The organism is Sphingopyxis sp. LC81, from assembly GCF_000756375.1.
GTDB lineage: Bacteria > Pseudomonadota > Alphaproteobacteria > Sphingomonadales > Sphingomonadaceae > Sphingopyxis.
In genome coordinates this window covers 26,443-52,013 of sequence record NZ_JNFD01000021.1, presented here as the reverse complement: position 1 = coordinate 52,013, position 25,571 = coordinate 26,443, and the positions used below count along the sequence as shown (strand labels likewise).

Annotated in this window: 27 protein-coding genes and 1 tRNA gene; 17 read left to right on the top strand and 11 right to left on the bottom strand. The window is 65.8% G+C overall.

Translation table 11 applies throughout. From position 1 onward, the window contains the following. Positions 1-48: 48 nt before the first annotated feature. The 4 genes from FG91_RS10685 to FG91_RS10670 all read right to left on the bottom strand — a co-directional run bounded on the left by FG91_RS10685 (position 49) and on the right by FG91_RS10670 (position 3,341). Positions 49-1,026, bottom strand: coding sequence for a FecR family protein (locus FG91_RS10685; RefSeq protein WP_152568076.1), 978 nt, complete (start codon positions 1,024-1,026; stop codon positions 49-51). After that, positions 1,023-1,508 carry an RNA polymerase sigma factor gene (locus FG91_RS10680; protein WP_037514855.1) on the bottom strand — a complete coding sequence of 162 codons (486 nt, stop codon included), beginning with the start codon at positions 1,506-1,508 and terminating at the stop codon, positions 1,023-1,025. Before FG91_RS10680 ends, FG91_RS10685 begins: the two co-directional genes overlap by 4 nt. 249 nt (positions 1,509-1,757) lie before the next feature. Next, a tRNA-Leu gene (locus FG91_RS10675) sits at positions 1,758-1,842 on the bottom strand. Between the two features lie 47 nt (positions 1,843-1,889). After that, positions 1,890-3,341, bottom strand: a complete 1,452-nt coding sequence (locus FG91_RS10670) for a coniferyl aldehyde dehydrogenase (RefSeq protein WP_037514854.1) — start codon at positions 3,339-3,341, stop codon at positions 1,890-1,892. Between the two features lie 157 nt (positions 3,342-3,498). Here FG91_RS10670 and FG91_RS10665 point away from each other — a divergent pair, with 157 nt between their 5' ends. Beyond that, positions 3,499-4,686: an acetyl-CoA C-acyltransferase gene (locus FG91_RS10665; protein ID WP_037514851.1), complete on the top strand. Its 1,188-nt coding sequence runs from the start codon at positions 3,499-3,501 to the stop codon at positions 4,684-4,686. 193 nt (positions 4,687-4,879) lie between these two features. Continuing rightward, positions 4,880-5,347, top strand: coding sequence for a DUF1090 family protein (locus FG91_RS10660; RefSeq protein WP_037514850.1), 468 nt, complete (start codon positions 4,880-4,882; stop codon positions 5,345-5,347). A 56-nt stretch (positions 5,348-5,403) separates the two neighbouring features. On the opposite strand, the gene FG91_RS10655 is transcribed toward FG91_RS10660, so the two are convergent. Next, entirely contained in the window at positions 5,404-5,865 is a 462-nt protein-coding gene (locus tag FG91_RS10655; protein ID WP_037514848.1) for an SH3 domain-containing protein, read from the bottom strand. Positions 5,866-5,990: 125 nt separating this feature from the next. On the opposite strand from FG91_RS10655, the gene FG91_RS10650 reads away from it, so the two are divergent. Further along, complete coding sequence (locus FG91_RS10650; RefSeq protein ID WP_037514845.1) at positions 5,991-6,989, top strand: 2-hydroxyacid dehydrogenase; 999 nt, start codon at positions 5,991-5,993, stop codon at positions 6,987-6,989. A gap of 82 nt (positions 6,990-7,071) precedes the next feature. On the opposite strand, the gene FG91_RS10645 is transcribed toward FG91_RS10650, so the two are convergent. From FG91_RS10645 to FG91_RS10635, 3 genes are all read right to left on the bottom strand, one after another. After that, positions 7,072-8,475, bottom strand: coding sequence for an NAD(P)H-dependent flavin oxidoreductase (locus FG91_RS10645; RefSeq protein WP_037514844.1), 1,404 nt, complete (start codon positions 8,473-8,475; stop codon positions 7,072-7,074). 99 nt (positions 8,476-8,574) lie between these two features. Further along, positions 8,575-9,717, bottom strand: a complete 1,143-nt coding sequence (locus tag FG91_RS10640; protein WP_037514842.1) for a glycosyltransferase — start codon at positions 9,715-9,717, stop codon at positions 8,575-8,577. Next, entirely contained in the window at positions 9,714-10,607 is an 894-nt protein-coding gene (locus tag FG91_RS10635) for an alpha/beta fold hydrolase (protein WP_037514841.1), read from the bottom strand. The genes FG91_RS10640 and FG91_RS10635 overlap by 4 nt, the downstream gene beginning before the upstream one ends. A 155-nt stretch (positions 10,608-10,762) precedes the next feature. Here FG91_RS10635 and astD point away from each other — a divergent pair, with 155 nt between their 5' ends. The 7 genes from astD (at position 10,763) to FG91_RS10600 (ending at position 16,551) form a co-directional block, all read left to right on the top strand. Continuing rightward, positions 10,763-12,208: a succinylglutamate-semialdehyde dehydrogenase gene (gene astD, locus FG91_RS10630; protein WP_037514840.1), complete on the top strand. Its 1,446-nt coding sequence runs from the start codon at positions 10,763-10,765 to the stop codon at positions 12,206-12,208. Positions 12,209-12,285: 77 nt separating this feature from the next. Continuing rightward, positions 12,286-13,074, top strand: coding sequence for a uroporphyrinogen-III C-methyltransferase (gene cobA, locus FG91_RS10625; protein ID WP_037514838.1), 789 nt, complete (start codon positions 12,286-12,288; stop codon positions 13,072-13,074). Further along, the gene (locus tag FG91_RS10620) at positions 13,071-13,367 is read left to right on the top strand and encodes a DUF2849 domain-containing protein (protein ID WP_037514837.1); all 297 of its coding nucleotides are present in this window, start codon (positions 13,071-13,073) and stop codon (positions 13,365-13,367) included. Before cobA ends, FG91_RS10620 begins: the two co-directional genes overlap by 4 nt. A 1-nt stretch (position 13,368) precedes the next feature. Then, positions 13,369-15,000: a nitrite/sulfite reductase gene (locus tag FG91_RS10615; RefSeq protein WP_037514836.1), complete on the top strand. Its 1,632-nt coding sequence runs from the start codon at positions 13,369-13,371 to the stop codon at positions 14,998-15,000. After that, positions 14,993-15,406, top strand: coding sequence for a DUF934 domain-containing protein (locus FG91_RS10610; RefSeq protein ID WP_037514835.1), 414 nt, complete (start codon positions 14,993-14,995; stop codon positions 15,404-15,406). The genes FG91_RS10615 and FG91_RS10610 overlap by 8 nt, the downstream gene beginning before the upstream one ends. Next, on the top strand, positions 15,399-16,202 hold the full coding sequence (locus FG91_RS10605) for a phosphoadenylyl-sulfate reductase (protein ID WP_037514834.1): 804 nt from the start codon (positions 15,399-15,401) through the stop codon (positions 16,200-16,202). The genes FG91_RS10610 and FG91_RS10605 overlap by 8 nt, the downstream gene beginning before the upstream one ends. 58 nt (positions 16,203-16,260) lie before the next feature. Next, positions 16,261-16,551 carry a GIY-YIG nuclease family protein gene (locus tag FG91_RS10600; protein ID WP_037514833.1) on the top strand — a complete coding sequence of 97 codons (291 nt, stop codon included), beginning with the start codon at positions 16,261-16,263 and terminating at the stop codon, positions 16,549-16,551. Positions 16,552-16,667: 116 nt separating this feature from the next. On the opposite strand, the gene FG91_RS10595 is transcribed toward FG91_RS10600, so the two are convergent. Then, the gene (locus tag FG91_RS10595) at positions 16,668-18,179 is read right to left on the bottom strand and encodes a replicative DNA helicase (protein WP_037515395.1); all 1,512 of its coding nucleotides are present in this window, start codon (positions 18,177-18,179) and stop codon (positions 16,668-16,670) included. A 127-nt stretch (positions 18,180-18,306) separates the two neighbouring features. On the opposite strand from FG91_RS10595, the gene FG91_RS10590 reads away from it, so the two are divergent. The 7 genes from FG91_RS10590 to FG91_RS10560 all read left to right on the top strand — a co-directional run bounded on the left by FG91_RS10590 (position 18,307) and on the right by FG91_RS10560 (position 23,450). After that, on the top strand, positions 18,307-18,804 hold the full coding sequence (locus tag FG91_RS10590) for a UPF0262 family protein (protein ID WP_037514831.1): 498 nt from the start codon (positions 18,307-18,309) through the stop codon (positions 18,802-18,804). A gap of 2 nt (positions 18,805-18,806) precedes the next feature. Then, a complete protein-coding gene (locus tag FG91_RS10585) occupies positions 18,807-19,562 on the top strand; it encodes a GH25 family lysozyme (RefSeq protein WP_052187500.1) in 756 nt (251 codons plus the stop codon). Further along, positions 19,559-20,008, top strand: a complete 450-nt coding sequence (locus FG91_RS10580; RefSeq protein ID WP_037514829.1) for a cytidine deaminase — start codon at positions 19,559-19,561, stop codon at positions 20,006-20,008. The genes FG91_RS10585 and FG91_RS10580 overlap by 4 nt, the downstream gene beginning before the upstream one ends. A gap of 39 nt (positions 20,009-20,047) precedes the next feature. Continuing rightward, entirely contained in the window at positions 20,048-20,602 is a 555-nt protein-coding gene (gene dcd / locus FG91_RS10575) for a dCTP deaminase (RefSeq protein ID WP_037514827.1), read from the top strand. Positions 20,603-20,885: 283 nt separating this feature from the next. After that, a complete protein-coding gene (locus FG91_RS10570; protein ID WP_058800991.1) occupies positions 20,886-21,398 on the top strand; it encodes a DoxX family protein in 513 nt (170 codons plus the stop codon). A gap of 71 nt (positions 21,399-21,469) precedes the next feature. After that, entirely contained in the window at positions 21,470-22,642 is a 1,173-nt protein-coding gene (locus FG91_RS10565; protein WP_037514826.1) for a saccharopine dehydrogenase family protein, read from the top strand. Positions 22,643-22,649: 7 nt separating this feature from the next. Beyond that, on the top strand, positions 22,650-23,450 hold the full coding sequence (locus FG91_RS10560) for an acyl-CoA thioesterase (RefSeq protein WP_052187498.1): 801 nt from the start codon (positions 22,650-22,652) through the stop codon (positions 23,448-23,450). Here the strand turns inward: FG91_RS10560 and FG91_RS10555 are convergent. Next, positions 23,441-24,796: an ATP-binding protein gene (locus tag FG91_RS10555; RefSeq protein WP_037514825.1), complete on the bottom strand. Its 1,356-nt coding sequence runs from the start codon at positions 24,794-24,796 to the stop codon at positions 23,441-23,443. The two genes, FG91_RS10560 and FG91_RS10555, sit on opposite strands and share 10 nt — an antisense overlap. Beyond that, positions 24,793-25,527, bottom strand: coding sequence for a response regulator (locus tag FG91_RS10550; RefSeq protein WP_037514824.1), 735 nt, complete (start codon positions 25,525-25,527; stop codon positions 24,793-24,795). Before FG91_RS10550 ends, FG91_RS10555 begins: the two co-directional genes overlap by 4 nt. Positions 25,528-25,571: the final 44 nt, after the last annotated feature.

Genomic DNA, 25,571 nt, shown 5'->3' with positions numbered 1-25,571 from the left:
CGATCCTCTTGAAAGGGGGACGAACGAGCCGCCGATTTACCTCACCCATCAAATTGAATTGGGCGCAACCGATTGTGCGGGCAGCGAAAAAATTTCCAGATCGCCGTCATTGGCGCGCACGCCGACGGGCAGGAGCTGGCTCACCGAGCGTGCAAAGGCCGCATTATCGCCAACCCGGTACACGCCGCTGACCCGCAGGCTCGCCGCGCGCGGATCGGCGATGACCAGCTTGGCGCGCGAATAGCGGTTCATCTCGGCGGCCATCGCGCCAAGGCTCTGATTGTCGGCAACCATCTGGCCGTTCTGCCACGCGAGTTGCTGCGCCATGTCGGGCATGTCGATCTGCCCCGGCTGGCTAGGACCGATCACCAGCCTCTCGCCCGCGCGCAACTGCCCACCCGCCCGGGTCATGCTGCCGCTGCCGTTCTGGACCGCCGCCGAACCGTCGATCAGGACCACCGACACCCGCTCCGCATCGCGGCGCACGTCGAACACGGCGCGCGGCGCGATCACGCGCTGGCCGCCCGCATCGACGATGAAGGGGCGCACCGGATCGTGCGCGACGCGGAAATTGGCGCGGCCGCGGTGGAGCGTCACCTCGCGCCGCTTGCTGTTGAAATTCAGCTTCAGCTTCGTATCGGTGTCGAGGAAAACGAGCGACCCGTCCTCGAGCGCGACATGCTTCTGTTCGCCCAGATCGGTCTGGTAAACCCCCGCCTGCGCCTGCTGCCAGCCCCCCAGCCCTATTCCCGCAAACGCCAGCGCTCCCCCTCCGGCAAGCACGGCGCGGCGGCTGAGCCGGCGATCCTGCGCATCGCCGGTCCGAAAGCGCGCGGGCGACACCCCGCCCACCGCATCCCAGATCGCGGTGGCGTGCCGGAATGCCTCCGCATTGGCGGAGCTTGCCTCGATCCAGCGCCGAAACGCCAGATCGTCGGCGGGGTCGCGCGTGTCGGCATGGAGCCGCGCCAGCCATACCGCCGCCTCGGTATCGGCATCCGACGGAGAAAAAGCGTCGGCGCTCATCGGTCGCGCGTCCACTCGGCCAGGAACAGCACGGCCTTGGCGATATGCTTCTCGACCGCGCTCTGGCTGATCTCCAGCCGTTCGGCGATCTCGCGATATTTAAAGCCGTCCAGGCGGTGCATCAAAAAAACCTCTCGCGTGCGTGGAGTCAGTTGCTGAAGCCCCTGCTCCACATGACGGAGACGAACGCGCGCCTCGATTACCTCATCCTGCAACGGCGCCGAATCGGGTATACTGTCGAAAATCTCTTCGAAAGGCCGGTCGGACTGAAAGTTTTTGCGCCGGTGCGCGTCGATCGCGATATTGCCCGCGACGTGGACGAGGAACGCTTCGACATTCTCGACCTTCTGCGCAGGCGGCTGGCTCAGCAGGCGCTCATACGCCGATTGAAGCGCATCCTCCGCCTCCTCGCGGCCCCGCCGCCGCGAAATCTTGCGGAGAACGCGCGTCCAGAAATTCTTGCCTTGCCATTCGTCGCGCATCGGGTCTCCGTGCCCGCCTAGTAGAATCTCGATCGGTTCGAGGCAATGAGGACAATCGCAGACCGACTCTTTCCGTCGCGCAACCTTATCCTATTGGACGGTTGCGGCATCAACCAGCGTGCGAATGCCCGGGCCGATCTTGACGATCAGGTCGGCGGCATCCCAAGACAGAGTTCGGCTTACTCAATGGCTTACGAGCGTTCGGGGTGACCGCCACCCCGGCGGGTGGTGCCCAGTTTTGACCGGGAATGGTGCCCCTGGCCGGACTCGAACCAGCACTCCTTGCGGAACCGCATTTTGAGTGCGGCGCGTCTACCAATTTCACCACAGGGGCCCCGTGGACGGTGGCCCCGATAGGGCCGGAGGCCCTATCTTGCCAAGCTATTTCTTGAGCTCTTTCGCCAGCGTCTTCGCGGTCGCCTTGCCATAGGGCGGCTTGAAGCCCGCGAGCCCCGCGACGTCGAGCTTCGGCTGGCGATAGACGGCGCGCGCATGGCTGAAGGTGCGGAAACCATCGACCCCGTGATAATTGCCCATCCCCGACGGGCCAACGCCGCCGAAGGGCAGATCCTCCATCGCATTGTGGAACAGGACGTCGTTGACCGTCACGCCGCCCGAGATCGTCCGCGTCAGCACGCGGTCCTCCTCACTCTTGTCCTGCCCGAAATAATAGAGGCCGAGCGGGCGGTCGTTCGCGTTCACATAATCGATCGCGTCGTCGATATGCTTGTACGTCTTCACCGGCAGGATCGGACCGAAGATTTCCTCCTGCATCACCTTCATGTCGTCAGTCGGGTTGCGCACGATATGGAGCGGCATCTTGTGCCCGTTCGAGCTCGCGAAATCCTCGCCGCCCGGATTGACCTCGATCACCTCGGCGCCCTTCTCGCGCGCATCGGCCAGATAGCTCTGCAGCCGGTCGTAATTGCGCGTGTTCACCACCGACGTGTAATCGTCGTTGGCGAGCAGCGTCGGATACAGCGCGGTCGCGCCCTTGGTGACGCTGTCGATCACATCGCCTTCCTGATCCTCGGCGACGAGCAGATAATCGGGCGCGAGGCAGATCTGCCCCGCGTTCATCATCTTGCCGAGCGCGACGCGCTGCCCGACGAGGTCCTTGTTCGCGCTGCGCCCGATAAAGGTCGGCGACTTGCCGCCGAGTTCGAGCGTGACGGGCACCAGATTATCCGCCGCGGCGCGCATGATGTGGCGCCCGACGCTGGTCGCGCCGGTGAAGATCATATGGTCGAAGGCGAGTTTCGAGAAGGCCACGCCAACCTCGGAATCGCCCGTGAACACCGCCATTTCGCTCGGGTCGAAATAATCGGGGACCAACCGCGCCATCAGCGCCGAGACATTTTCGGTGAACTCCGACGGCTTGATCATCGCACGGTTGCCCGCCGCGAGCACCCCGGCCATCGGCACGAAGACCATGCCGACCGGAAAATTCCACGGGGCGACGATGCCGACGACGCCCTTCGGCTGATAGACAACCTCGGCCTTCGCGCCGAGCATGCCGAGCGGAAAGGTGGGCTTGCGCTTCTCGCCCTTCGACCAGCTCGCCATATGCTTTTTCGCATGCTTCAAGGCGCTGACCGAGGGCATGATGTCGGTCATCAGCGTCTGTTCGCGGCTGCGATGCCCGAAATCCTCGCTCACCGCCTTGGCGAAATCCTCTTTATTGTCGACGAGCAGCGTGATCGCGCGGTCGATGCGGTCGGCGCGGACGCTCAGGCTTTCGGGCATCGCGGCGGTAAAGCTCGCCTTCTGCGCCGCGAGCACCTCGTGCATCCGCGCCGTTTCGCCCGCAACATCCTTGATCGCAGTAGCCATGACCCGTCTCCCCATCTCTTGCCGGCGGTGTTTGATCATGCCGCGCGGCGGGTTGCAAGATGAAACCGGCCAACCATCTCTTCCCTGCCTCTTTCGCAAGTGCAGCAAAACCGCTAAGCGACCCGCCGACGTATCTTTCCCCACGGAGTCTTTCGCCATGACCGCCACCGATCCCGTCGTTTTCCTCTCCTACGCCCGCACCCCGATGGGCAGCATGCAGGGTAGCCTTTCGGACGCGAGCGCGACCGATCTCGGCGCGACCGCGGTGAAGGCGGCGGTCGAGCGCGCGGGCGTCAAGGGCGACGATATCGAGCGCATCTATATGGGCTGCGTACTTCCCGCCGGGCTCGGCCAGGCGCCGGCCCGTCAGGCCGCGATCAAGGCGGGCCTGCCCAAATCGGTGCAGGCTACGACCGTCAACAAGGTGTGCGGTTCGGGCATGCAGACCGTGATCATGGGCGCCGAAGCGCTCGCCGCGGGCAGCATCGACATGGTCGTCGCAGGCGGCATGGAATCGATGACCAACGCACCCTACCTGCTCAAGAAGCACCGTTCGGGCGCGCGCATCGGCCATGACACCGCCTATGACCATATGTTCCTCGACGGTCTGGAAGACGCCTATGAAGCCGGCCGCGCGATGGGCACCTTTGCTCAGGACACCGCCGATGCGTACCAGCTCTCGCGTCAGGCGCAGGACGATTATTCGATCGAATCGCTGAGCCGCGCCAAGGCCGCGATCGCCGACGGCGCCTTCGCCAGTGAGATCGCCCCCGTCACGATTTCGGGCCGCAAGGGCGACGTGATCGTCGACACCGACGAAGCCCCCGGCAAGGGCATGCCCGACAAGATCCCGACGCTGAAGCCCGCCTTTGCCAAGGATGGCACGATCACCGCGGCGACCAGCTCGTCGATTTCGGACGGCGCCGCCGCGGTTGTTCTCACCCGCCAGTCGGTCGCCGACGCCAAGGGCGCGAAGCCCGTCGCCCGCCTCGTCGCGCACGCCGCGCACGCGCAGGAGCCGAAGGATTTCACGGTCGCCCCCGTCGGCGCGATCAACAAGCTGCTCGCCAAGACGGGCTGGTCGATCGGCGACGTCGACCTGTTCGAGGTCAACGAAGCCTTTGCCTGTGTCGCGATGTTCGCGATGCACGACCTCGGCATCCCGCACGACAAGATCAACGTCCACGGCGGCGCGACCGCGCTCGGCCACCCGATCGGTGCCAGCGGCACGCGCATCATCACGACGCTGATCGCGGCGCTCCAGCGCCACGGCAAGACGCGCGGCATCGCCAGCCTCTGCATCGGCGGCGGCGAAGCGACCGCGGTCGCGGTCGAACTGGTCTAAAACCGACCATCGCGAAAAGTTGCACGGCGCCGTCGCAAGACGGCGCCGTTTGGTCGTATTGGCGCGACAATTTGCGACACTAATGTCCTGAAAATAAACGGTGCATTCCGGCTCCGTTCAAACGCGCTCGCCTATTCCATGTTTGTCATCGGGCAGATCCCCTCCCCCTGACCGACTGAAAAGGAATGGCACAATGAAGAGCAAATTTCTCACCGCCGGCCTGATCGCCGCGATGATGGTCCCCGCGATGGCGCAGGCGCAGACGCGCGAGATCCGCGAAGATCGCCGCGACGTCCGCGAAGAGCAGCGCGAATTGCGCCACGCCCAGCGTTACGGCGACCGCGACGATATCCGCGAGGAACGCCGCGAATATCGCGACGCGCGCCAGGAACTGCGCGAAGACCGTCGCGACTGGCGCCAGGATCGCCGCTATTCGAACTATCGCGCCCCCTTCCGCTACCAGCAGTTCCGCATCGGTTCGACCCTGCGCCCGAACTATTACGCGCCGGCCTATCGCCCGAGCTGGGACAACCGCTGGGGCGTGCCGCGCGCGGGTCGCAACCTGACCTATGTGCGTCACTATAACGACCTGCTGCTCGTCAACGAGCGCAACGGCCGGGTGGTGAAGGTCTATCGCAACCACTTCAATTGGCGGCGCTAAGCTTTAAAGCATGAAGGGGCCGGGCGGGAAACCGTCCGGCCCTTTTTCCGTGGCGATCAGTCGCCCCAGATATGGTCGGTCTGGATCCAGCCCTTGCGGCCCTTGACGTCGAACAGGCACCAGCCGTCCTTGCAGTCGGTGATGCGGCCGACTACGCCAGGTTCGGCGCGATAGGCGACCCCGGCCGAAACGCTGGCGTCTTCACGCAGCGGGCGGATTTCTCCGGTGACGATCGCGGTGCGCGTGCGGCTGAGCAAACGCGCCGCCATCCAGCCCTGCGTCCCGTCGGGATCCTCGATCTTGCGCCAGGTTTCAAAGCGCGCGACGACTTTGACCGGCAGGTCTTTGCGCCGATACTCCCAGATCACCGGGACGTCGGGCGACGGCCCTTTGCGCATGCGCGCCTCGTCGACGCTGATCGACGCCCAATAGGGCAGCGGGACAGGATCGGATTGCGCCGACGCCGGTCCCACCATGGCAAGGCTGAGCAATATCATCGCAAATTTACGGCTGGTCATAACCGACCCTTGTCAAAATCGGCGGGCATTATCAACCGGTCGCGCGTCGCAAACGGTCCACCGTCCACAGATATCCGCGCGACTTCCGCTTGACCCCTTCGCATCGGCGCGCTCTATCGGCGGCCATGCCCGATTCATCCCGTCCGAAACGCCCGCGCGTTATCGTCACCCGCCAGTTGATGCCGCACGTCGAAGGCCGCATGGCCGAATTGTTCGACGTGTCGCTGTCGGCGCGCGACGAGGCTTTTACGCGGGACGAATTGAAGGCCGCGGTTGCCGACTGCGACGTCTTCGTGCCGACCGTGACGGACGAGATCGACGCCGATATCATCAACGCCGCGGGCGACCGGCTGAAACTGATCGCCAATTTCGGCGCCGGGGTCGACCATATCGATCTTGCCGCCGCGCGCGCGAAGGGCATCATGGTGTCGAACACGCCGGGCGTCTTTACCGAGGACACCGCCGATATGACGATGGCGCTGATCCTCAGCGTCCCGCGCCGTCTTGCCGAGGGTGAGAAACTGATGCGCTCGGGCCAATGGGCGGGCTGGGCGCCGAGCGCGATGCTCGGCCACCGGGTTGGTGGCAAATTGCTCGGCATCATCGGTATGGGGCGCATCGGCCTCGCGGTCGCGCGCCGCGCGCGCGCGTTCGGCCTGTCGATCCATTATCACAACCGCCGCCGCCTGCCCGAAGCGATCGAGGAAGAACTCGGCGCAAGCTATCACGCCAGCGTCGATACACTGCTCAGGATCAGCGACGTCGTGACGATCCACTGCCCGCACACCGCCGAAACGCACGAGATGGTCAACGCCGCGCGGATCGGCGCGATGAAGCCCACGGCTTACCTGATCAACACCGCGCGCGGCGACATCGTCGACGAAAAGGCGCTGGTCGCGGCGCTCCAGACCGGCCGCATCGCGGGTGCCGGGCTCGACGTTTATACGCACGAGCCCGCGGTGGACCCCGCTCTGCTCGCGCTCCAGAATGTCGTGCTGCTTCCGCACCTCGGCTCGGCGACGATCGAGGGCCGCGAAGCCTCGGGCGAAAAGGTCATCGCCAACATCCGCGCCTGGTGCGACGGCCACCGCCCGCCCGACCAGGTGCTGGAAGGGTGGGCGTAACAACCCGTCATCCCGGCGAAAGCCGGGATCGCTGGCGGCCTGAAGACACGATAGCGGCCCCGCATTCGCGGAGGCGACGCTTTTAATCCCCCGTCAAAATCCGGTCGACGAGCTGCTTCACCGTCGGGGTGAAGTTGTTCGAATAAAAGGGATCGGTCTTGAAATTGAATGCGGCATGGCCCGCAAACATCAGATTTTCTTCGGGATCGCCGCCGTGCGCGATGTCCTGGAGCGTCTTCTGGATGCAGAAGCTGCGCGGGTCGGCGAGGTAGCCGGTGGTGTAATCGTCATGATCCTTCCACGACGAAAAGCCGCAGTGCGACAGGCAGCCCATGCAGTCGGTCTGATCCTTGCGGATCATCGCTTTCGATTCTTCGGTGACGAAGACGACGGTGTTGTCGGGGGTCTTCAGCGCCTCGGTATAGCCTTCGGCGACCCAGTCGCGTGCCCTCGCCCGATCGTGCGGGGTGACCCAGAAATTCTTGCCCTTCACCCCGACGTCGAGCTGGACGATATGATCGCCGGCTTCCTGCTTCGAATAGGGAATCTGGCGTTCGGAGCGCGCTTCGAGGTCGCGCAGGAAGGGCGTGCGCACCGCGCTCGAATAAAAGCCCGTCGGCGAGAAGCGGTGGAGCAGCACGTCGCCGTCGTCGAGCGTGCGGAGGCGGTCCTTCCACTGCTGCGGGATCGGGCTTTCCTCGGTCAGCAGCGGCCGGGTGCCGAACTGGAAGACGATCTGGCCGAGTTCGGGATTGTCGATCCAGTCATCCCAGTCGCGCAGATACCAGACGCCGCCCGCCATCACGATCGGCACGCTGTCCGCGATCCCCTCGGCGCGCATCACATCGCGCAGCGCCTTGACGCGCGGATAGGGATCCTGGGGCACCAGCGGATCTTCGGCGTTCGACAGGCCGTTGTGACCACCCGCGAGCCACGGGTCTTCATAAACCACCGCGCCCAAAAGGTGCGGAACCTTGTGATAAGCGCGCTTCCATAGCGCGCGAAAGGCGCGCGCCGAGCTGATGATCGGCAGGTACATGACATTGTGCCGCTCGGCGATTTCGCTGAGCTTGTATGGCATGCCCGCGCCGCAGGTGACGCCGGCGATCTTGCCCTTGGTCCGTGCGAGCACGCCCTCGAGGATCTGCTGCGCGCCGCCCATTTCCCAGAGCACATTGATGTTGATCGCGCCGTTGCCGCCCGACAACTCATACGCGCGTTCCACCTGCGCCACAGCGCCTTCGATGCCGTACTGGATCAGCTCTTCGTGACGCTCGCGCCGGGTCAGCGCGTTGTAAACCTGCGGAATGATCTTGCCTTCGGCGTCATAGCTGTCGGCGTTGACCGCCGACACGGTGCCGATCCCGCCGGCAGCGGCCCATGCGCCGCTCGACATATGGTTGGTCGCCGAAACACCTTTTCCACCCTCGACCAGCGGCCAGACTTCACGTCCGCCGTAAAGGATGGGCTTCAAACCTTTGAACATTCTAAATCTCTTTCTCTCCACCGGTCGCGTCCCGCGTACCGGCCCCCTTGGCCGTTTCCGTAAGCGGAACCCGGCCGTGAAAGTCAATGGGCGCGCCGCCTAATCCCCGGAGAAAAGGCGGCGCCCTGCAAGCGCCCGACCATAGAGATTTTCATAGGCGGCGACCATGGTTGTTTCGTCGAAGCGTTCGGCAGCGATGCGCCGGTTCGCCGCGCCAGCCTGCGCCCGGAGCGGCGCGGCGCCCGCGAGTTCGGCCATCGCCGCGCGGAACCCAGCCTCATCCGCGGCAATGAAATGGCGGTTTTCGTCAGACACCATCGCCGCAACATCGCCGACATCGGGGCTGACCACCGGCAGCCCCGCCGCCATCGCCTCGATCACCGCGATCGGAGCCTGTTCGCTTTGCGACGACAGCGCCAGCATATCGAAATGGCCGATCCAACGCGCGGGTTCGGCCATGAAGCCCGGCATCACCAGCCGCTCGCCGATCCCGCAAGCCGCCGCTTCGGCGACAATCGCCGCGCGTTCGGGCCCCTCGCCGACGATGACCAGCCGGACATTTGCGGGCAGCGTCGCGACAGCGCGGACGAGCCGCGGCAGATCCTTGACCTTGCGCAGCCCGGCGACGGTGCCGATCACCACCTCGCCGTCGCGCCGTTCCACCCCCGGAATCGCGACCGACGGCTTGGCGGCATAGGCCGCGACGTCGATCCCGTTGCGGATCAGCCGCGTGCGCCGCCGTGCGCCCCACTCGTCCGCGGCGATCCGCTCGAGCAGTGCCGAGGGCACGACCAATGCCTCGGCGGTCGGCAGTGCCAACCTGCGAAAGCCGTTCCGCTTCCAGTTGCGCCGAACGCTCTCATCCTCGTTGAAGCCGTCTTCATGATGGATCAGCGGCGGAAGCCCGCGAAAAGGCGCAAAAATGCGGTGCGCCATCACGCCGTCCATCGCCCCCCAATTATAGCTGAGCACGAGGTCGAACTGCTGCATGTAGCGCGCCAAGTCGCGGTAGCGGGCGGGTCCGGGCTTGCCGAACAGCGGCGGCGCATCGGTCGGAAATGCGACATCGATGTCCGGATCGATCGCATCGCGCGCGCCCATCGCCTCTGGCACCGCCGACAGGATGGTATGACGCGCGCGCCGTCCCATCAAATTCATCAACCGGACGGCGCGCGCCTCCTTCCCGCCGAGCGAGAAGCTCGAATGGAGATGGAGCAGACGAACGGGACGGTTGCCGGTCACGCGGCGGGCAATTCCGCCGCCCAGGCATCGATCGCGGCCCGCGCCGCGGGCTCGTCCATCGTCGGCGCATGCCCGACCCCGGGCACCTCGACCAGCCGCGCGCGCGGAAGCTCGGCGACCATCTTCTCGCCCGCCGAGCGTGCGAGGATGTCCGACAATTCGCCGCGCAGGATCAGCAGCGGAACATCGCCCAGCGCGCGGTACACCGGCCACAGGTCCATCGCGGCATCGCCGCCGCCGGGCGCGCGCAGCGGCGCCGCGATCTGCTTGTCATAGTCGGTGACGATGCGGCCCTCGGCGGTCAGCCGGTGCGTCCGCTTGGTCAGCCGCAGCCAGTCGTGGATTTCATACCCGGGATAGACCGCGCCATTGAGTTCGGCGAACGCGCGCGCCGCGTGCATCCACGTCGGCTGGCTGCCGCCCGCACCGATATAGTCGCGAATTCGCTCCAGCCCCGCGGTCTGGAGTTCGGGGCCGACATCGTTCAGCACCGCGCCGACGATCCGCCCCGGCAGCGCCGCCGCGAGCAGCATCGCGACCAGCCCGCCGAGCGAGGTGCCGATCGCCGCGAAACGCTCGATCGCCAGCTCATCCAGCATCGCCACGACGTCCTGCACATAGGTCAGCGGGACATAAGTCATCGGATCCTTGGCAAAGGCGCTTTCGCCGCGCCCGCGGAATTCGATCACGATGACCTTGCGATATTGCGCGACATGCGGCGCGAGATCCTCGAAATCGCGGACATTGCGTGCAAGGCCCGGCATGCACAGGATCGGCGGCGCGCTTTCGCTGCCCTCGGGCCCGGCATAGACGCGCGCGTGCAGCCGGACGCCGTCGGATGACCACCAATAATGGTCCGACCAGTCGCGGTGGCTGTCCTGCTGGGCCAATATGGCACGTCCCCTTAGTTCGGCGTTGGCTCGTCCCGTCAGCCGGGACTCATGCGAGCGTCTATCGCCAACGACGCCGCGCGGTGCAAGCAATCCGTCGCATACGCCGCCACAGGTTGCCGCCACCCCCTTTCGCCGATAAGAGCCGAGCGACCATGAGCGAGACCCTGCTTTCCTTCGAACCCGCAACCGGCGAAGAGCTTTGGCGCGGTCCGGTCAGCAACATCGACGACGAGGTCGCGATCGCGCGCCGCGCCTGGCCCGAATGGGCCGCAAAACCCGTGTCCTTCCGCACCGAAACGCTGCGCCGCTTCGTCGACCGCGTGAAGGCCGAGGGCGAGGCGTTCGCCGACCTGATCGCGCGCGAAACCGGCAAGCCTTTGTGGGAAGCGCGCACCGAGGTCGAATCAGTCTGTAACAAGGTCGATATTTCGGTCAAAGCCTATGCCGAGCGCACCCCCAATCGCCGTATCGAGGGCGCGATGGGGCTGCGCAACGCGGTGCGGCACAAACCACACGGCGCGCTCGCGGTACTCGGCCCCTATAATTTTCCCGCCCACCTGCCGAACGGCCATATCGTCCCCGCGCTGATCGCCGGCAATTCGGTACTGTTCAAACCATCCGAAAAGACACCCGCGGTCGGCGCGAAGCTCGCCCAGCTGTTCCACAGCGCGGGCGTGCCGCAAGAGGTGCTCCGCCTGATCGTCGGCGGCCCCGAAACGGGCAAGGCGCTCGCGGGGCATGCGGGTATCGACGGGCTGCTCTTCACCGGCTCGGCGCGCACCGGCCTCGCGCTCAATCGCCAGTTCGCGGGCCAGCCGGGCAAGATGCTCGCGCTCGAAATGGGCGGCAACAATCCGATCGTCGTGTGGGACACCGCCGACATCCGCACCGCCGCGATCATCGTCGTCCAGTCGGCCTTCCTCAGCGCCGGGCAGCGGTGCAGCAACGCGCGCCGTCTGATCGTCCGCGACAGCCTTGCCGACAAGCTGATCGAGGAGGTTTGCGGCCTCGCGAACCGGTTGATCGTCGATCATCCGCACGCCGATCCCGCCCCCTATATGGGCCCCGTGATCGACAACGAAGCCGCCGACGGCCTGACCGAAAGCTTCCTGATCCTGATGTCGAACGGCGGCAAGGTGATCCGCCACATGACGCGCCCCGTCGCGGGCCGCCCCTTCCTGACCCCCGGCATCATCGACGTCACCGCCATGCCCGAGCGCCCCGATATCGAGCTGTTCGGGCCGCTGCTCCAGGTCGTCCGCGTCGACAGTTTCGAGGCCGCGATCGCCGAAGCGAACAACACCGCCTTCGGTCTGTCGGCGTCGCTGATCGGCGGCACGCCGCAGCTTTACGACCAATTCTGGGCCAATGCGCGCGCCGGGGTGATCAACTGGAACCGGCCGACCAATGGCGCATCGTCCGCCGCGCCCTTTGGCGGGATCGGCCTGTCGGGCAATCACCGGCCGAGCGCCTTCTACGCCGCCGACTATTGCGCCTATCCGGTGGCATCGGCCGAAAGCGATACGATGCGCGCCTCGATCGGCGTCGGTTTGCGCGATCCTGAGGGCTCGCAGCTGGTGCTCAAGAACTACAATTAGACCACCCCAATTTTACCTTCACCGGTGTCAAAAAAGCCTGCTTTGCCATGTAGGCGACGCGCGACCATCTACGGTGCATGGAAAAGACTCTCCCTCCTGCAGGCAAGCTCTGGCTCGTCGGCGCCGGTCCCGGCGACCCCGACCTGCTGACGCTGCGCGCCGCGCGGCTGCTGGAGTCGGCCGATCTCGTCGTCCATGACGGGCTCGTCGGCGAAGGCGTGCTCGCGCTGATTCCCTCGCATGTGGAGCGGATCAGCGTCGCCAAGCAGCGCAGCCGCCACACGATGAAGCAGGAGCTGATCAACGAACTGCTCGTCCGCGAGACCCTCGCCGGCAAGCAGGTCGTGCGCCTCAAGGGCGGCGACCCCTTCATTTTCGGCCGCGGCGGCGAAGAACTCGACGCCGCGCGCCAAGCCGGCGTCGCGGTCGAAACCGTCCCCGGCATCACCGCCGCCGCGGGCTGCGCCGCGCAGGCGGGCCTCCCCCTCACCCACCGCGAGGACGCCAGCGCAGTCAGCTTCGTCGCGGGCCAGTGCAAGGATCTGACCGAGCAGGACTGGTCGGGCCTCGCGGGGCACGGCCGCACGCTCGTCATTTACATGGGCCTCGCTACTGCTTCGGCCATTGCCGACAAGCTGATCGCCGACGGCGTTTCGCCGGGCCTGCCCGTCGCGGTCATCGAACGCGGCACCACCGCCGAAGCCCGGGTTCTTCGCTCGCTGCTCACCGATCTCGGCGACCTCGTCGCACGCGAGAAAGTCAAAAGCCCCGCGCTGATTATCGTCGGCAAGGTCGCGGCGCGCGCCGATGCGCTCGACTGCCTCGGAGCGCCGGGCGTCGCCGCTCAAATAAGGGATTTCACATGAAGCTGCTCACGGGCAATGACCTGAAAACAGGATTTGTCACCTGGTGGACCGGCGCCGACTGGTCGCTGCATATCGAGGACGCCGCCGACGTCGGCGAGGCTGGCGAGGCGATCCTTGCCGCCGAGGAAGGCGCGCGCCGCGTCAACGCCCCCTATATCATCGCGGGTGAACAGACCCCCGACGGCCCGCGCCCCGCGCACATCAAGGACCGCATCCGTGCGCTCGGCCCCACCGTGCGCCCCGACCTGACACTGAAACCCGCCGATCCCGCGGCCGGCGACTGGGTGATCTGACATGTATAAATATGACGAATATGACCATGCGATGGTCGAAGCGCGTGTCGCCGAATTCAGCGACCAGGTGCGCCGCCGCCTCGCGGGCGAAATCACCGAGGACCAGTTCAAGCCGCTCCGGCTGATGAACGGCCTCTATCTCCAGCTTCACGCCTATATGCTGCGCGTCGCGGTGCCGTACGGGACGCTCGACAGCCGCCAGATGCGCATGCTCGCGCACATCGCGCGCAAGTATGACCGCGATTACGGCCATTTCACCACGCGCCAGAATATCCAGTATAACTGGATCAAGCTGGAGGATGCGCCCGCGATCCTCGAAGATCTGGCGTCGGTCGAGATGCACGCGATCCAGACGAGCGGCAATTGCATCCGCAACATCAGCTCGGACCAGTGGGCCGGCGCCGCCGCCGACGAGATCACCGATCCGCGTCCGTGGGCCGAACTGCTCCGCCAATGGTCGAGCTTCCACCCCGAATTCAGCTATTTGCCGCGCAAGTTCAAGATCGCGGTGATCGCGGCCGACGAGGATCGCGCCGCGATGCGCCTCCACGACATCGGCATCCAGATCGTCGAAAAGGACGGGCAGCACGGCGCCGCTTTCTACGTCGGCGGCGGCATGGGCCGCACCCCGATGATCGCGCCGCTGATCAAGGATTTTGTGCCACTCGACGACATGCTGAGTTACGCCGAGGCGTGCCTGCGCGTCTACAACCGCTACGGCCGCCGCGACAATATCTACAAGGCGCGCATCAAGATCCTGATCCACGAACTCGGCGCCGACGAATATCGCCGCCAGGTCGAGGAAGAGTTCAAGCATGTGAAGTCGCTCGGCATCGATCCGCCGAAGGCCGAATTCGACCGCATCGCCGCGCAGTTCGCGCCGCCGCCGCTCGACGCCTCGGCCCCCGACGCGATCGACCGCAGCGACCCCGACTTCGCCGTCTGGGTCGACCAGAATGTCGCCGCGCACAAGGTTTCGGGCCATGCGATCGTCAACATCAGCCTGAAGCCGATCGGCGGCATCCCTGGCGATGCGTCGTCGGCTCAGATCGACCTGATGGCCGACCTCGCCGAAAAATACAGCCATGATGAGCTCCGCGTCACCCATGCGCAGAACATCGTGCTGCCGCACGTCCGCAAGGCCGATCTTTACGCGGTGTGGCAGGCGCTCGACGCCGCGGGGCTCGCGACGCCGAACCTCGACCTGATCAGCGACATCATCGCCTGCCCCGGGCTCGATTATTGCAGCCTCGCCAACGCGCGCTCGATCCCGGTCGCGCAGAAGATCGCGACGCGTTTTTCGGATCTTGGCCGCCAGAAGGAACTGGGCGAGCTCAAGCTTAAGATTTCGGGCTGCATCAACGCGTGCGGGCATCACCACGCCGGCCACATCGGCATCCTCGGCGTCGACCGCAAGGGCACCGAAAATTACCAGCTGTCGCTCGGCGGCTCGGGTGCGGAGGACGTCAGCCTCGGCACGATCACCGGCCCCGGTTTCGACGAGGACGGCGTCGTCGATGCGATCGAACGCGTCACCGACAAATATCTCGCCGAACGGACAGAGGGCGAGCGTTTCGTCGACACCTTCCGCCGCGTCGGCATGGCCCCCTTCAAGGAGGCGATCTATGGTTGAGCATATTCACAGCGACGGCGAAGAGCCCGCGGTCACCCTCGATGCCTTCCTGTCGCAGTCGAACGCGACAGCCGTGCGGCTCGAACCCGATGAGGACGCGCGCGCGCTGATCCCGCATCTCGACCGGCTCGCGCTGATCGAGGTCGCCTTCCCGAAGTTCCGCGACGGCCGCGGCTATTCGTCGGCGCGTATCTTGCGTGAGGCCGGGTACGCGGGTGAACTGCGCGCGCAAGGCGACGTGCTCGTCGACCAGATCGCCTATTTGAAGCGCTGCGGCTTCGACACGTTCGCGCCCGAAAAGGCGCTCAACCCGGCCGATGTGGAGGCGGCGCTGGCGCGCTGGCCCGAACATTATCAGGGTGCCGCCGACGGCGCGGTGCCGATCTGGAAGCTGAGGCATGGCTGACGTGAAAACCTCTCCGCGCAAAGGCAGCGAAGACCGTACCCGCGACCGGATCGACGTCGCGCCGCGCTTCACGCAGGCCGACGTCATTCGCCTCAACAACCTCTTCCGCGGCCAGGACGCCGCCGAAGTGGTCGCGAGCGTGATCGGCGCGGGGCTGCTGGGCGAGACCGGAATCGTCTCGAGCTTCGGCGCCGAAAGCGCGGTGCTGCTCCACCTCGTGACGCGCGTCGCGCCCGACATGCCCGTGCTGTTCCTCGACACCGGCAAGCATTTCCCCGAAACGCTCGCCTATCGCGACGAGCTGGCCGCGAAGCTAGGGCTCAATATCGTCAACCTGACGCCCGACGCCGAGGATCTCGCCGCGAAGGACGCGACCGAGCTGCGCTGGTCGTACGACCCCGACGGCTGCTGCGAAATCCGCAAGGTCAAGCCGCTCGAAAAGGCGCTGACCGATTTCGACACTTCGATCACCGGCCGCAAGGGTTTCCAGTCGTCGACGCGGCAGGGTCTGGCGCGCTTCGAGCTCGACGGCAGCACCGGCCGCCTGAAATTCAACCCGCTCGCCAACTGGACGCGCGAACAGCTCGACGCCTATTTCGAAGCGCACGACCTGCCGCGCCACCCGCTCGAGGCCGAGGGCTATCCCTCGATCGGCTGCTCACCGTGCACGTCAAAGGTCAAGCCGGGCGAAGACCCGCGCTCGGGCCGCTGGCGCGGCTGGGACAAGACCGAATGCGGCATCCACACCGAAGTCACTCCGCTGGACGACGATCCCGCGAACGACCCGGCGTTCTAAATATTCGTCATCCCAGCGAAAGCTGGGATCGCTGGCGTCCTGATGCTAGCCTATCGGCATGAGCAAGCTCGGCTGGATATACATCATGACCAACAAGCCGGGCGGCGTTCTATACATCGGCGTAACCGCCGACCTGCCAGCTCGCATCTACCAGCATAAAACGGGACAGGGCTCGGCCTTCTGCCGCAAATATGGACTGACGCGATTGGTGCTCGTCGAGGAGTTTTCGACCATTGGCGAAGCGATCGCGCGCGAAAAAGCGATGAAAGCCTGGAAGCGGCAATGGAAAATCGAGCTGATCGAAGCAAGCAATCCAGATTGGGATGATCTGGCCGCGGCCTTGATCTAGCCAAACCCGTCGTCCCAGCGAAAGCTGGGACCGCTATCGTTGCCAAAGACCGCAAGCGATCCCAGCGTTCGCTGGGATGACGAAAATTTGCCGAGATGGCGAGCTAGGCCGTCGCCTCACTCATAATCCTCGAACGCCATGCTGTCGTCGGCAAGGTCGCTGAACTTCGTCGTCTTCGCCTCGAAGTGCATGCGGATCTTGCCCGTCGAGCCGTGGCGGGATTTCGCGACGATCACTTCGGCAAGGCCGAAGACGCGTTCCATCTCGGCCGCCCATTCCTCATGCTGCGCGTGGATCTTCACATCGTCGCCTTCAACCGGACGCTTGGGTTCCTTCGCCGCGACATAATAATCCTCGCGGAACACGAAGAGCACCATGTCGGCGTCCTGCTCGATCGAGCCCGATTCACGAAGGTCGGACAGCTGCGGCCGCTTGTCCTCGCGGCTTTCGACCTGACGGCTGAGCTGCGACAGCGCCATCACCGGCACATGAAGTTCCTTTGCCAGCGTCTTCAAACCACGCGAAATTTCCGAAATTTCCTGCACACGATTGTCGCCGCTTTTCGACGAGCCCTGCAGCAGCTGGAGATAGTCGACGATGATGAAGCCGATGCCGTGGCGCCGCTGGAGGCGCCGCGCACGCGTGCGCAGCCCCGCGATCGTCAGGCCCGGCGTATCGTCGATGAACAGCGGCAAGGTCTGGAGCTGCTGCGCCGCGCGGCTCAGCTGCTGGAACTGCTCCTTGCTAATCTTGCCCATACGCAGCGCCTCGCCCGACACCCCCGACTGTTCGGCGAGCACGCGGGTCGCGAGCTGGTCGGCCGACATTTCGAGGCTGAAAAAGGCAACCTTCGCGCCCATATTCTTTTCGGGCGGGATGCCGTCGTCCTCGTCGCGGCGAAAGCGTTCGGCGGCGTTATACGCGATATTGGTCGCGAGCGAGGTCTTGCCCATGCCCGGACGCCCCGCGAGGATCATCAAGTCCGAATTGTGCATGCCGCCGATCTTGGCGTTCATGCTGGCGATGCCGGTGGTGATCCCCGACAGATGGCCGCCCGAATTGAGCGCGCGCTCGGCCGCCTGCAGCGCCACGAGGCTCGCCTGGCTGAAATTCTTGACCGACCCCATCTCGGCCTCGCCGCCCGCGACGCGATAAAGCGCGGTTTCGGCTTCCTCGATCTGCGCTTGCGGATCGACACGTTCGCTGGTGTCGAGCGCATTGTCGACGAGCGTGCGCCCGACGCCCGCGAGTTCGCGGAGCAGCGCAAGGTCGAAAATCTGCCGCGCAAAATCGCGCGCACCGATCAGGCCCGCCCCGCTGCCGGTGAGCTGCGCGAGATAACCGACGCCGCCGACCGCCTTCATCGCCTCGTCGGCCTCGAAATAGGGCTTCAGCGTCACCGGGGTCGCGATGCTGTTGCGCTCGATCAGCGCCATCGTCTGCTGGAAAATGCGGCCGTGGAGCGGCTCGAAGAAATGCTCGGGATTGAGCGCAACGGGCAGATCCTCGACGACTCGGTTGTCGATCAGGATCGCGCCGAGAAACGCGGCCTCGGCCTCGATATTACGCGGCATTTGGCGCGCGTCACCACTGGCGACGGCGGTCGGGATAAGGGCTAGTTCGGGCATCGCAATCTTCATGGGCCGGTGCCCGAGGCGGCGCAACCGGCGATGTCACCCAGCCTATCATAACTGTGGAATGCTGTGAATAAGTCGGCTTGCCCTTCGCCTCCGGCCAAGTAGAAGCACGGACAGCATGAGCGACGCGGACCCCTCGAAACAACGGATCATTTCGGTCGAACTCGACGAGGGGTCGATCGTCTGGCGCAATCCCGACGTCGAGCAGGAACGCCGCGTCGCGATCTTCGACTTGATCGAGGACAATAAATTCGTGCCGCAGCGCGGCCATCCCGACGGCTATGCCGGTCCCTACCGCTTGATGCTGCGTGTCGAGGATGGCCGCCTGATCTTTGAAATCTCGCGCGAAGATGGTTCGCCGCTCGAGGCGATCATCCTCGGCCTCGGCCGTTTCCGCCGCCCGATCCGCGACTATTTCGCGATCTGCGACTCTTATTATCAGGCGATCAAGACCTCAACCGCGCAGCAGATCGAGACCGTCGACATGGCGCGGCGCGGCCTGCACAACGAGGCGGCCGAAATGCTGATGGACCGGCTCGACGGCAAGATCGCGGTCGATTTCGACACGGCAAGGCGGCTGTTCACGCTGATCTGCGTGCTGCACATCAAGGGCTAGGGATGGCGACGGGGGCAATCAGGGGCGGAAAGGCGAACGGAACGCTGGCCGCGTGGCGGACCGCGACCGCGCGCCTGCTGCGCCGGATCGGCGCCGCGATGGTGCTCCTGCTCCTCGCCGCGGGCCTCGCCTTGTGGTGGGCCGCGCGCTGGACCCCCGACCGCGCGCTTTACCCGACGCAGGGCGTGACGATCGACGGGGGCAACGGCGATGTCCGTTGGGGGTCGATCAAGGCCGCGGGCGCCGATTTCGCCTATATCATGGGAACCGACGGTTCGGCGGCGGTCGACCCGAAATTCGCGCGCAACATGACGGGTGCGCGCGAAGCCGGGGTGCAGGTGGGCGCGATCCACCGCTACAGCCTCTGCCAACTCGCGACCGATCAGGCCGCCAATTTCATCCGCCACGTCCCGCGCCGCGCCGACGCCCTCCCCGCGGTCGTCTGGCTCGATTACGACGACCGCTGCCCCGACCGCCCGACGCGCGCGCTGCTCTTGTCCGAACTCGCCACCTTTCTCGCGCAGATCGAGGCGCATATGGGCAAGCAGAGCGTGATCGCCCCCGGCCCGGCGTTCGAGAGCGATTACAAGGTGACGCAGGGCATCGCCCGCACCATCTGGCTGCGCCGCGATTTCTTCGAACCCGATTATGGCGCGCACCCATGGGCGATGTGGCAGGCGAACGACTATGTCCGCCTGTCGGGCGCCGAGGGCACCGTCGGCTGGAACGCGCTGCGCCCGCAAGGAGAGATGCGATGACCGAGACCCGCGACGCCCTGATCGACGCCGCGCGCGACGCCGCGAGCCGCGCCTACGCGCCCTATTCGGGCTTCCACGTCGGCGCCGCGCTGCTGCTCAAGAACGGCGATGTCGTCACCGGCGCGAACGTCGAGAATGCGAGCTATGGCCTGACCCTCTGCGCCGAGACCGCCGCGGTGGCAAAAATCGCCAACGAAGGCTGGATCAGCGAACTCGCCGAGGTCGCAATCGTCGGCGGCCGCCCCGATGGCGACGCGCTCACCGGCAGCGACCCGGTCAATCCGTGCGGCCGCTGCCGCCAGATCCTCAACGAAGCCGCCGAGCGGTCGAAGATCGACATCCTCGTCCATTGCGCCTCGGGCGACGGCAGCGCGGTGCAGACGTACAAGCTCAGCGAGTTGCTCCCGGCGGCCTTTGGTCCCAAGGATTTGGGCCTCATCGACTGACCGCTTGCGCAACCCCCGAAGGACCGACAAGAGACACGCATGGCCATTCTTTCCGACCGCTGGATTCGCGAAGCCGCCCAAACGCAGGGCATGATCGAACCGTTTGTCGAGGCGCAGCGCCGCGACGGCTGCATCAGCTACGGCCTCTCCTCCTACGGCTATGACGCGCGCGTCGCGCCCGAGTTCAAGATTTTCACCAACATTGATTCGACCACGGTCGACCCCAAGGAATTCGACCCCAAGAATTTCGTCGACCGCGAAACCGACGTCTGCATCATCCCGCCGAACAGCTTTGCGCTCGCCCGCACGGTCGAATATTTCCGCATCCCGCGCGACATCCTCGTCATCTGCCTCGGCAAGTCGACCTATGCGCGCTGCGGCATCATCGTGAACGTCACCCCGCTCGAGCCCGGCTGGGAAGGCCATGTGACGCTCGAATTTTCGAACACCACCCCCCTGCCCGCCAAGATTTACGCCAACGAAGGCGCGTGCCAGTTCCTGTTCCTGCAGGGCAACGAGCCGTGCGAGACGAGCTACGCCGACCGCGCGGGCAAATATATGGGGCAAAAGGGCGTCACGCTGCCCAAGCTTTGAATTTCAACACGCGTCATCGCGAGTGTAGCGAAGCAATCTAGGGCGGCCGCGTCGGCATTGACGAATGCGGCGTCGCCATTCCGGCGAGCGCCGGCTGGCAAGTCGTCAAGCTCGCCGATATCGACCTGCCCGCCGGGCCGGGCGCCGCCACCCTCCGCACCATCGATTGCAGCGACTGTGAGGTCGCCGAACTGGCCTTCACCCCGCGCTAGGCCGGAACCCATCGCCTCCCCACGCGTCCTGTCTGCACAAGCGGACGGGGCGCGCTAGGGAAGGAATGCCCATGTCCATGATCGCCGTCTTCATCGGCCGCCTGTTCATTGCCCTGATTTTCATCGTGTCGGGGATCAACAAGCTGATCCATGTGTCCGACACCACCGCGATGATCGCGACCTCGGGCCTGCCCGGCGGGCTCGCCATCCCGGTCGGCCTCTTCGAACTCATCGCGGGCATCTGCATCGCGCTCGGCATCGCCGTGCGCCTCGTGTCGATCCTGCTCGCGGGCTTCGTCCTCGCCACCATCCTGTTCTTCCACCGCGAGTTCACCGACCCGGTGCAGGCGATGGCGGCGATGAAGAACCTCGCGATCGCGGGCGGGCTGCTCTGCCTCTTCGGCTATGGCCACACGCGCTGGAGCTACGACGCGCTGCGCCAGCGCCGCCGCGACGAGCTGGCCACGCATCGGGCCGAGCAGCATGCGAGCGAAGCCGAACTGCGCGCCGCACGCGCCGAGGGCCGCGCCGAGGCGATCGGGACGCCCGTAGCGGTGGAAAAACGCCCCTTCTGGCGCCGCTAGACCTTCGCGCTTGGCAAGCTTCATCGCCTGCGCTAGCCTCCACTTAACGTTTACGTAAAGGGAGAATGGCCATGGCGGGGACCCGCGAGTTCGACATCATCGTCTATGGCGCGACCGGCTTCACCGGGCGCCTCGTCGCCGAATATCTCGGCGCCCATTATGCGGGCCGCAAGGACGCGCCGAAATGGGCGATGGCGGGGCGCAGCGTCGACAAGCTCGCCGAGGTCCGCGATCTGATCGGCGCGCCGAAGGACACGCCGCTCGTCGTCGCCGATGCGAGCGATCCCGCCAGTCTCGATGCGATGGCGGCGCGCGCCGAGGTCATCCTGACCACCGTCGGCCCGTACCAGCTTTACGGGGGCGAACTCGTCGCCGCGTGCGTCAAGGCGGGCACCGCCTACGCCGACCTTTGCGGCGAACCCGGCTGGATGCGCGAGATGATCGACGCGCATCAGGACGCGGCCAAGGCATCGGGCGCGCGCATCACCTTCAGCTGCGGTTTCGACAGCATTCCGTTCGACCTCGGCGTCCATTTCCTGCAGGCTGAAGCCGTCAAACGCCACGGCAAGCCCGCGCCGCGCGTCAAGGGCCGTGTGCGCAAGATGGCGGGCGGTGCGTCGGGCGGCACGATCGCCAGCCTCACCGAAACGCTCAAAGCCATCGCGAAAAAGCCCTCGCTCGCGCTGCTGCTGCGGTCGAGTTTCGCACTAACGCCGGGTTTCGAAGGCCCGTCGCAGCCAACCGGGCTGATCCCCGAATATGACAGCGCGACGGGCACCTGGACCGCGCCCTTCGTGATGGCGCCGATCAACACCAAGAATGTCCACCGCACCAATTTCCTGCTCGGCCATCCGTGGGGCGAAGATCTTGTGTACGACGAGATGGTGATGACGACGATCGGCGACGCCGGGAAAGCGATGGCCGAAGCGATGGCGAAGGCGAATCCGTTCGGCGAGTCGACGCTCCAGCCCGGCGAAGGCCCGAGCAAGGAAGAGCGCGAGAACGGCTTTTACGACATCCTCTTCATCGGCGAATATCCCGACGGCACCACGGTCCGCGCAAGCGTCCAGGGCGACCGCGACCCCGGCTATGGCTCGACATCGAAGATGCTCGCCGAAACGGGAATCGCGCTGCTCGCGAACAAGGGCAAAGGCGGCGTCTGGACCCCGGGCGCGCTGCTCGGCGATGCGCTGATCGAGCGGCTGACCGCCAATGCCGGACTGACGTTCCAGATCGAGGAATAAGACAACAATGACAACCTCTCCCAGCGCGCTCGACGCGCTGCTTTCGACGCTGCGCACCGAAGACGGCGTGGCCAAGGCGCATATCGATGAAGGATGGATGCAGGGGCGCACCGCCTATGGCGGGATCAGCTCGGCGGTCGCGCTCGCGGGCACGATGGCGCTCCATCCCACCGACACGCCGCTGCGCTATGCTCAAATCAGCTTCGTCGGCCCGGTCGGCGGCGACTGCACGGTCGAAACGCGCGTGCTGCGCCAGTCGAAATCGTCGCTGTTCATCGACGCCGGCGTGTCGAGCGATCAGGGCTTCGGCACCGCCGCGGTCTTCGCTTTCTCGGGCGACCGCAAGAGCCACCTCGACCATGATCGTCTGTCGGTGCCCGCCGCGCCCGATCCCGAGACGCTGGCGCCGGTGCCCGATCATCACGCGCGGCCGCCCTTCACGCGCCATTTCGACATGCGCCCAACGACCGGTCCACGCTTCGGTTGGAAAAGCGAGGTCGGCGAATATCTGACTTGGGTCCGCTTCGTCGAGGAACCGGCGTGCCATCCGGCGGTCGCGTTGCTCGCGATGGGCGACGCCCTGCCCCCCGCGGCAATGGCGCTGTTCAGCGAGTTCGGGCCGATCAGCTCGATGAACTGGACGGTCAACATGCTCACCGGCACCCCGACGACCGACGACGGCTGGTGGCTGTTGTCGGCGAAAACGGGCTATGCGCGCCACGGGTTGTCGGTGCAGGACATGATGCTGTGGAACCGCGCCGGTGAGCCGATCCTCAGCGGCAGCCAGGCGATCGCGATCTACGCCTGAACCGGCAGCGTAATCACCGCATCGAGCCCACCGCCGGCGCGGTTCGATAGCGCCAGCGCCCCGCCCTCGCCCTCGGCGATATCGCGTGCGATCGACAGCCCCAGCCCGGCGCCGCCAGTCGCGCGGTTGCGCGATTGTTCGCCGCGCGCGAAGGGTTCGATCAGCGTCTTGATCTGCTCGTCGGTCAGACCGGGGCCGTCATCCGACACGATAATCCGCGCCAATGCTCCGTCGGTCACAACCGACAGTCGCGCCCGAACGCCATAAGCCACCGCATTGTCGGCTAGGTTGCGCAGCGCGCGTTTGAGCAGCATCGGCCGCGCCAGCACGGCGGCGTCGGCAATATCGCCGAGTTCGACATCCTTGCCGCGCTCCTGATAGTCAGCCGCGAGTTCGCCGATCAATTCGCGCAGCGGGATACGCTCCTGCGCCTCGGTTCCCGCGCCCGACCGCGCCAGCGCCAAAATGTCGCTCAGCATCGCCGTCATTTCCTCGATGCTCGCGATCATCTTGTCGCGCAGCGTCTCGTCCTCGACCTGCTCGACGCGCACCCGCAGGCTGGCAAGCGGGGTGCGCAGATCGTGGCCGACAGCGCCGAGCATCCGGTCCTTGTCCGACAGCATCGCCGAAATACGGCCGCGATAGGCGTTGAAGGCGGCGATCAGGTCGCGCACGTCCGACGGCCCTTCTTCCTCGAGCGGCTCGGCATCGCGCAGCGCCGGATTGGCGCGCGCCGCGCGCGTCAGGTCGCGCAGCGGCCGCGCCGCGCGCCAGGCGATCAGCATGATCGGCACGAGCAACAACAGATAGAGCGACAGCGTCTGCCACACGAGGAAGCCCTGCAAGCGGTTGCCCCCCGCCGCGATCCGCGTGCGCACCGCAAAATAGCGCCCGTCGACCTTCGCAACGACGATGACGGCACGGTCGGGAAAGGCGGGCCGGCGCAGCCGCTGCCGTTCGCGCGGCGGGAGCGCCCACGCGTCGACCATGGCGGCAGGAATATTGGTCTCGCCGAGCAGGCCTTCGACATAGGCGGCAAGGTCGGGCACCCGGACGGCGCCGACGGGCATCGGGGGGAGATGATCGGAGATCACCAGTTTCTGCGCCCGCTCGCGCGCCTCGTGCCGCTCGCGTTCGTTGCGCGGCGGCCGGAAGTCGCCACGCCGGTCGCGCTCGATCGCATCGATGATCCGCGCGACGGCCATGCCGCCGCCGTGCGCCAGCGTCTGTTGCCGCATCCCGCGCGACAGCAGCACGAAATTGATCGCCTGCGCGACGAACAGCATCACCGCGACCGCAAAGACGAGCTGGCCGACAAGGCTTTTGGGCCACAGGCGCAGTTTCACGCCGCCGGGCCCATCCGCTTGACCTCGCACGCCAGCGTATAACCGCCGCCCCACACCGTCTTGACGATCTGCGGGTGCGCGGCGTCGACCTCGATCTTCTTGCGCAGCCGGCTGACCAGATTGTCGATCGCGCGGTCGAAAATATCGGCCTCGCGCCCGCGGACCATGTCGAGCAGGCGGTCGCGGCTCATCACCTGCCGCGGATGGCGCACGAGCGCGTGGAGCAAATGATATTCGCCCGACGACAGCGCGACCTCATTGCCCTCGCCATCGACCAGCACGCGCTCGACTTCGCGCAGCACCCAGTCGCCAAAGGCATAATAGGTGCCGCCCGGATCGAGCGCGCGCCCGCCCTGTTGCGTCCGGCGCAATACGGTGCGGATGCGCGCGACGAGTTCGCGCGGGTTGAAGGGTTTGACGACATAGTCGTCGGCGCCGATTTCCAGCCCGATGATCCGCTCGGTATCCTCGGCGCGCGCGGTCAGCAGGATGACGGGGATGCTGCTCGTCTCGCGCAAATGGCGGGTCAGCGACAGGCCGTCCTCGCCGGGCATCATGATGTCGCTGACGACCAGATCGACGCCCTGCGCACGCAGCACCGATCGCGCCTCAGCAGCGCTCGCGACATCGGTCACCGCGAATCCCTGCGCGGTCAAATATTCGCCCAGCGGCTCGCGGATCGACGGCTCGTCGTCGATCAGCAGGATGCGCGGCGTTTCGCTGTCGGTCATCGGATTTCCGTTAAGAAGATGCTGGTTCGCCCACCGGCCACGGG

Excerpts from the sequence above, each read along its gene's own strand:
- FG91_RS10685 (WP_152568076.1), bottom strand. The coding sequence starts at position 1,026 with ATGAGCGCCGACGCTTTTTCTCCGTCGGATGCCGATACCGAGGCGGCG.
- FG91_RS10680 (WP_037514855.1), bottom strand. The coding sequence starts at position 1,508 with ATGCGCGACGAATGGCAAGGCAAGAATTTCTGGACGCGCGTTCTCCGC.
- FG91_RS10670 (WP_037514854.1), bottom strand. The coding sequence starts at position 3,341 with ATGGCTACTGCGATCAAGGATGTTGCGGGCGAAACGGCGCGGATGCAC.
- FG91_RS10665 (WP_037514851.1), top strand. The coding sequence starts at position 3,499 with ATGACCGCCACCGATCCCGTCGTTTTCCTCTCCTACGCCCGCACCCCG.
- FG91_RS10660 (WP_037514850.1), top strand. The coding sequence starts at position 4,880 with ATGAAGAGCAAATTTCTCACCGCCGGCCTGATCGCCGCGATGATGGTC.
- FG91_RS10655 (WP_037514848.1), bottom strand. The coding sequence starts at position 5,865 with ATGACCAGCCGTAAATTTGCGATGATATTGCTCAGCCTTGCCATGGTG.
- FG91_RS10650 (WP_037514845.1), top strand. The coding sequence starts at position 5,991 with ATGCCCGATTCATCCCGTCCGAAACGCCCGCGCGTTATCGTCACCCGC.
- FG91_RS10645 (WP_037514844.1), bottom strand. The coding sequence starts at position 8,475 with ATGTTCAAAGGTTTGAAGCCCATCCTTTACGGCGGACGTGAAGTCTGG.
- astD (WP_037514840.1), top strand. The coding sequence starts at position 10,763 with ATGAGCGAGACCCTGCTTTCCTTCGAACCCGCAACCGGCGAAGAGCTT.
- cobA (WP_037514838.1), top strand. The coding sequence starts at position 12,286 with ATGGAAAAGACTCTCCCTCCTGCAGGCAAGCTCTGGCTCGTCGGCGCC.
- FG91_RS10620 (WP_037514837.1), top strand. The coding sequence starts at position 13,071 with ATGAAGCTGCTCACGGGCAATGACCTGAAAACAGGATTTGTCACCTGG.
- FG91_RS10615 (WP_037514836.1), top strand. The coding sequence starts at position 13,369 with ATGTATAAATATGACGAATATGACCATGCGATGGTCGAAGCGCGTGTC.
- FG91_RS10610 (WP_037514835.1), top strand. The coding sequence starts at position 14,993 with ATGGTTGAGCATATTCACAGCGACGGCGAAGAGCCCGCGGTCACCCTC.
- FG91_RS10605 (WP_037514834.1), top strand. The coding sequence starts at position 15,399 with ATGGCTGACGTGAAAACCTCTCCGCGCAAAGGCAGCGAAGACCGTACC.
- FG91_RS10600 (WP_037514833.1), top strand. The coding sequence starts at position 16,261 with ATGAGCAAGCTCGGCTGGATATACATCATGACCAACAAGCCGGGCGGC.
- FG91_RS10595 (WP_037515395.1), bottom strand. The coding sequence starts at position 18,179 with ATGCCCGAACTAGCCCTTATCCCGACCGCCGTCGCCAGTGGTGACGCG.
- FG91_RS10590 (WP_037514831.1), top strand. The coding sequence starts at position 18,307 with ATGAGCGACGCGGACCCCTCGAAACAACGGATCATTTCGGTCGAACTC.
- FG91_RS10585 (WP_052187500.1), top strand. The coding sequence starts at position 18,807 with ATGGCGACGGGGGCAATCAGGGGCGGAAAGGCGAACGGAACGCTGGCC.
- FG91_RS10580 (WP_037514829.1), top strand. The coding sequence starts at position 19,559 with ATGACCGAGACCCGCGACGCCCTGATCGACGCCGCGCGCGACGCCGCG.
- dcd (WP_037514827.1), top strand. The coding sequence starts at position 20,048 with ATGGCCATTCTTTCCGACCGCTGGATTCGCGAAGCCGCCCAAACGCAG.
- FG91_RS10570 (WP_058800991.1), top strand. The coding sequence starts at position 20,886 with ATGTCCATGATCGCCGTCTTCATCGGCCGCCTGTTCATTGCCCTGATT.
- FG91_RS10565 (WP_037514826.1), top strand. The coding sequence starts at position 21,470 with ATGGCGGGGACCCGCGAGTTCGACATCATCGTCTATGGCGCGACCGGC.
- FG91_RS10560 (WP_052187498.1), top strand. The coding sequence starts at position 22,650 with ATGACAACCTCTCCCAGCGCGCTCGACGCGCTGCTTTCGACGCTGCGC.
- FG91_RS10550 (WP_037514824.1), bottom strand. The coding sequence starts at position 25,527 with ATGACCGACAGCGAAACGCCGCGCATCCTGCTGATCGACGACGAGCCG.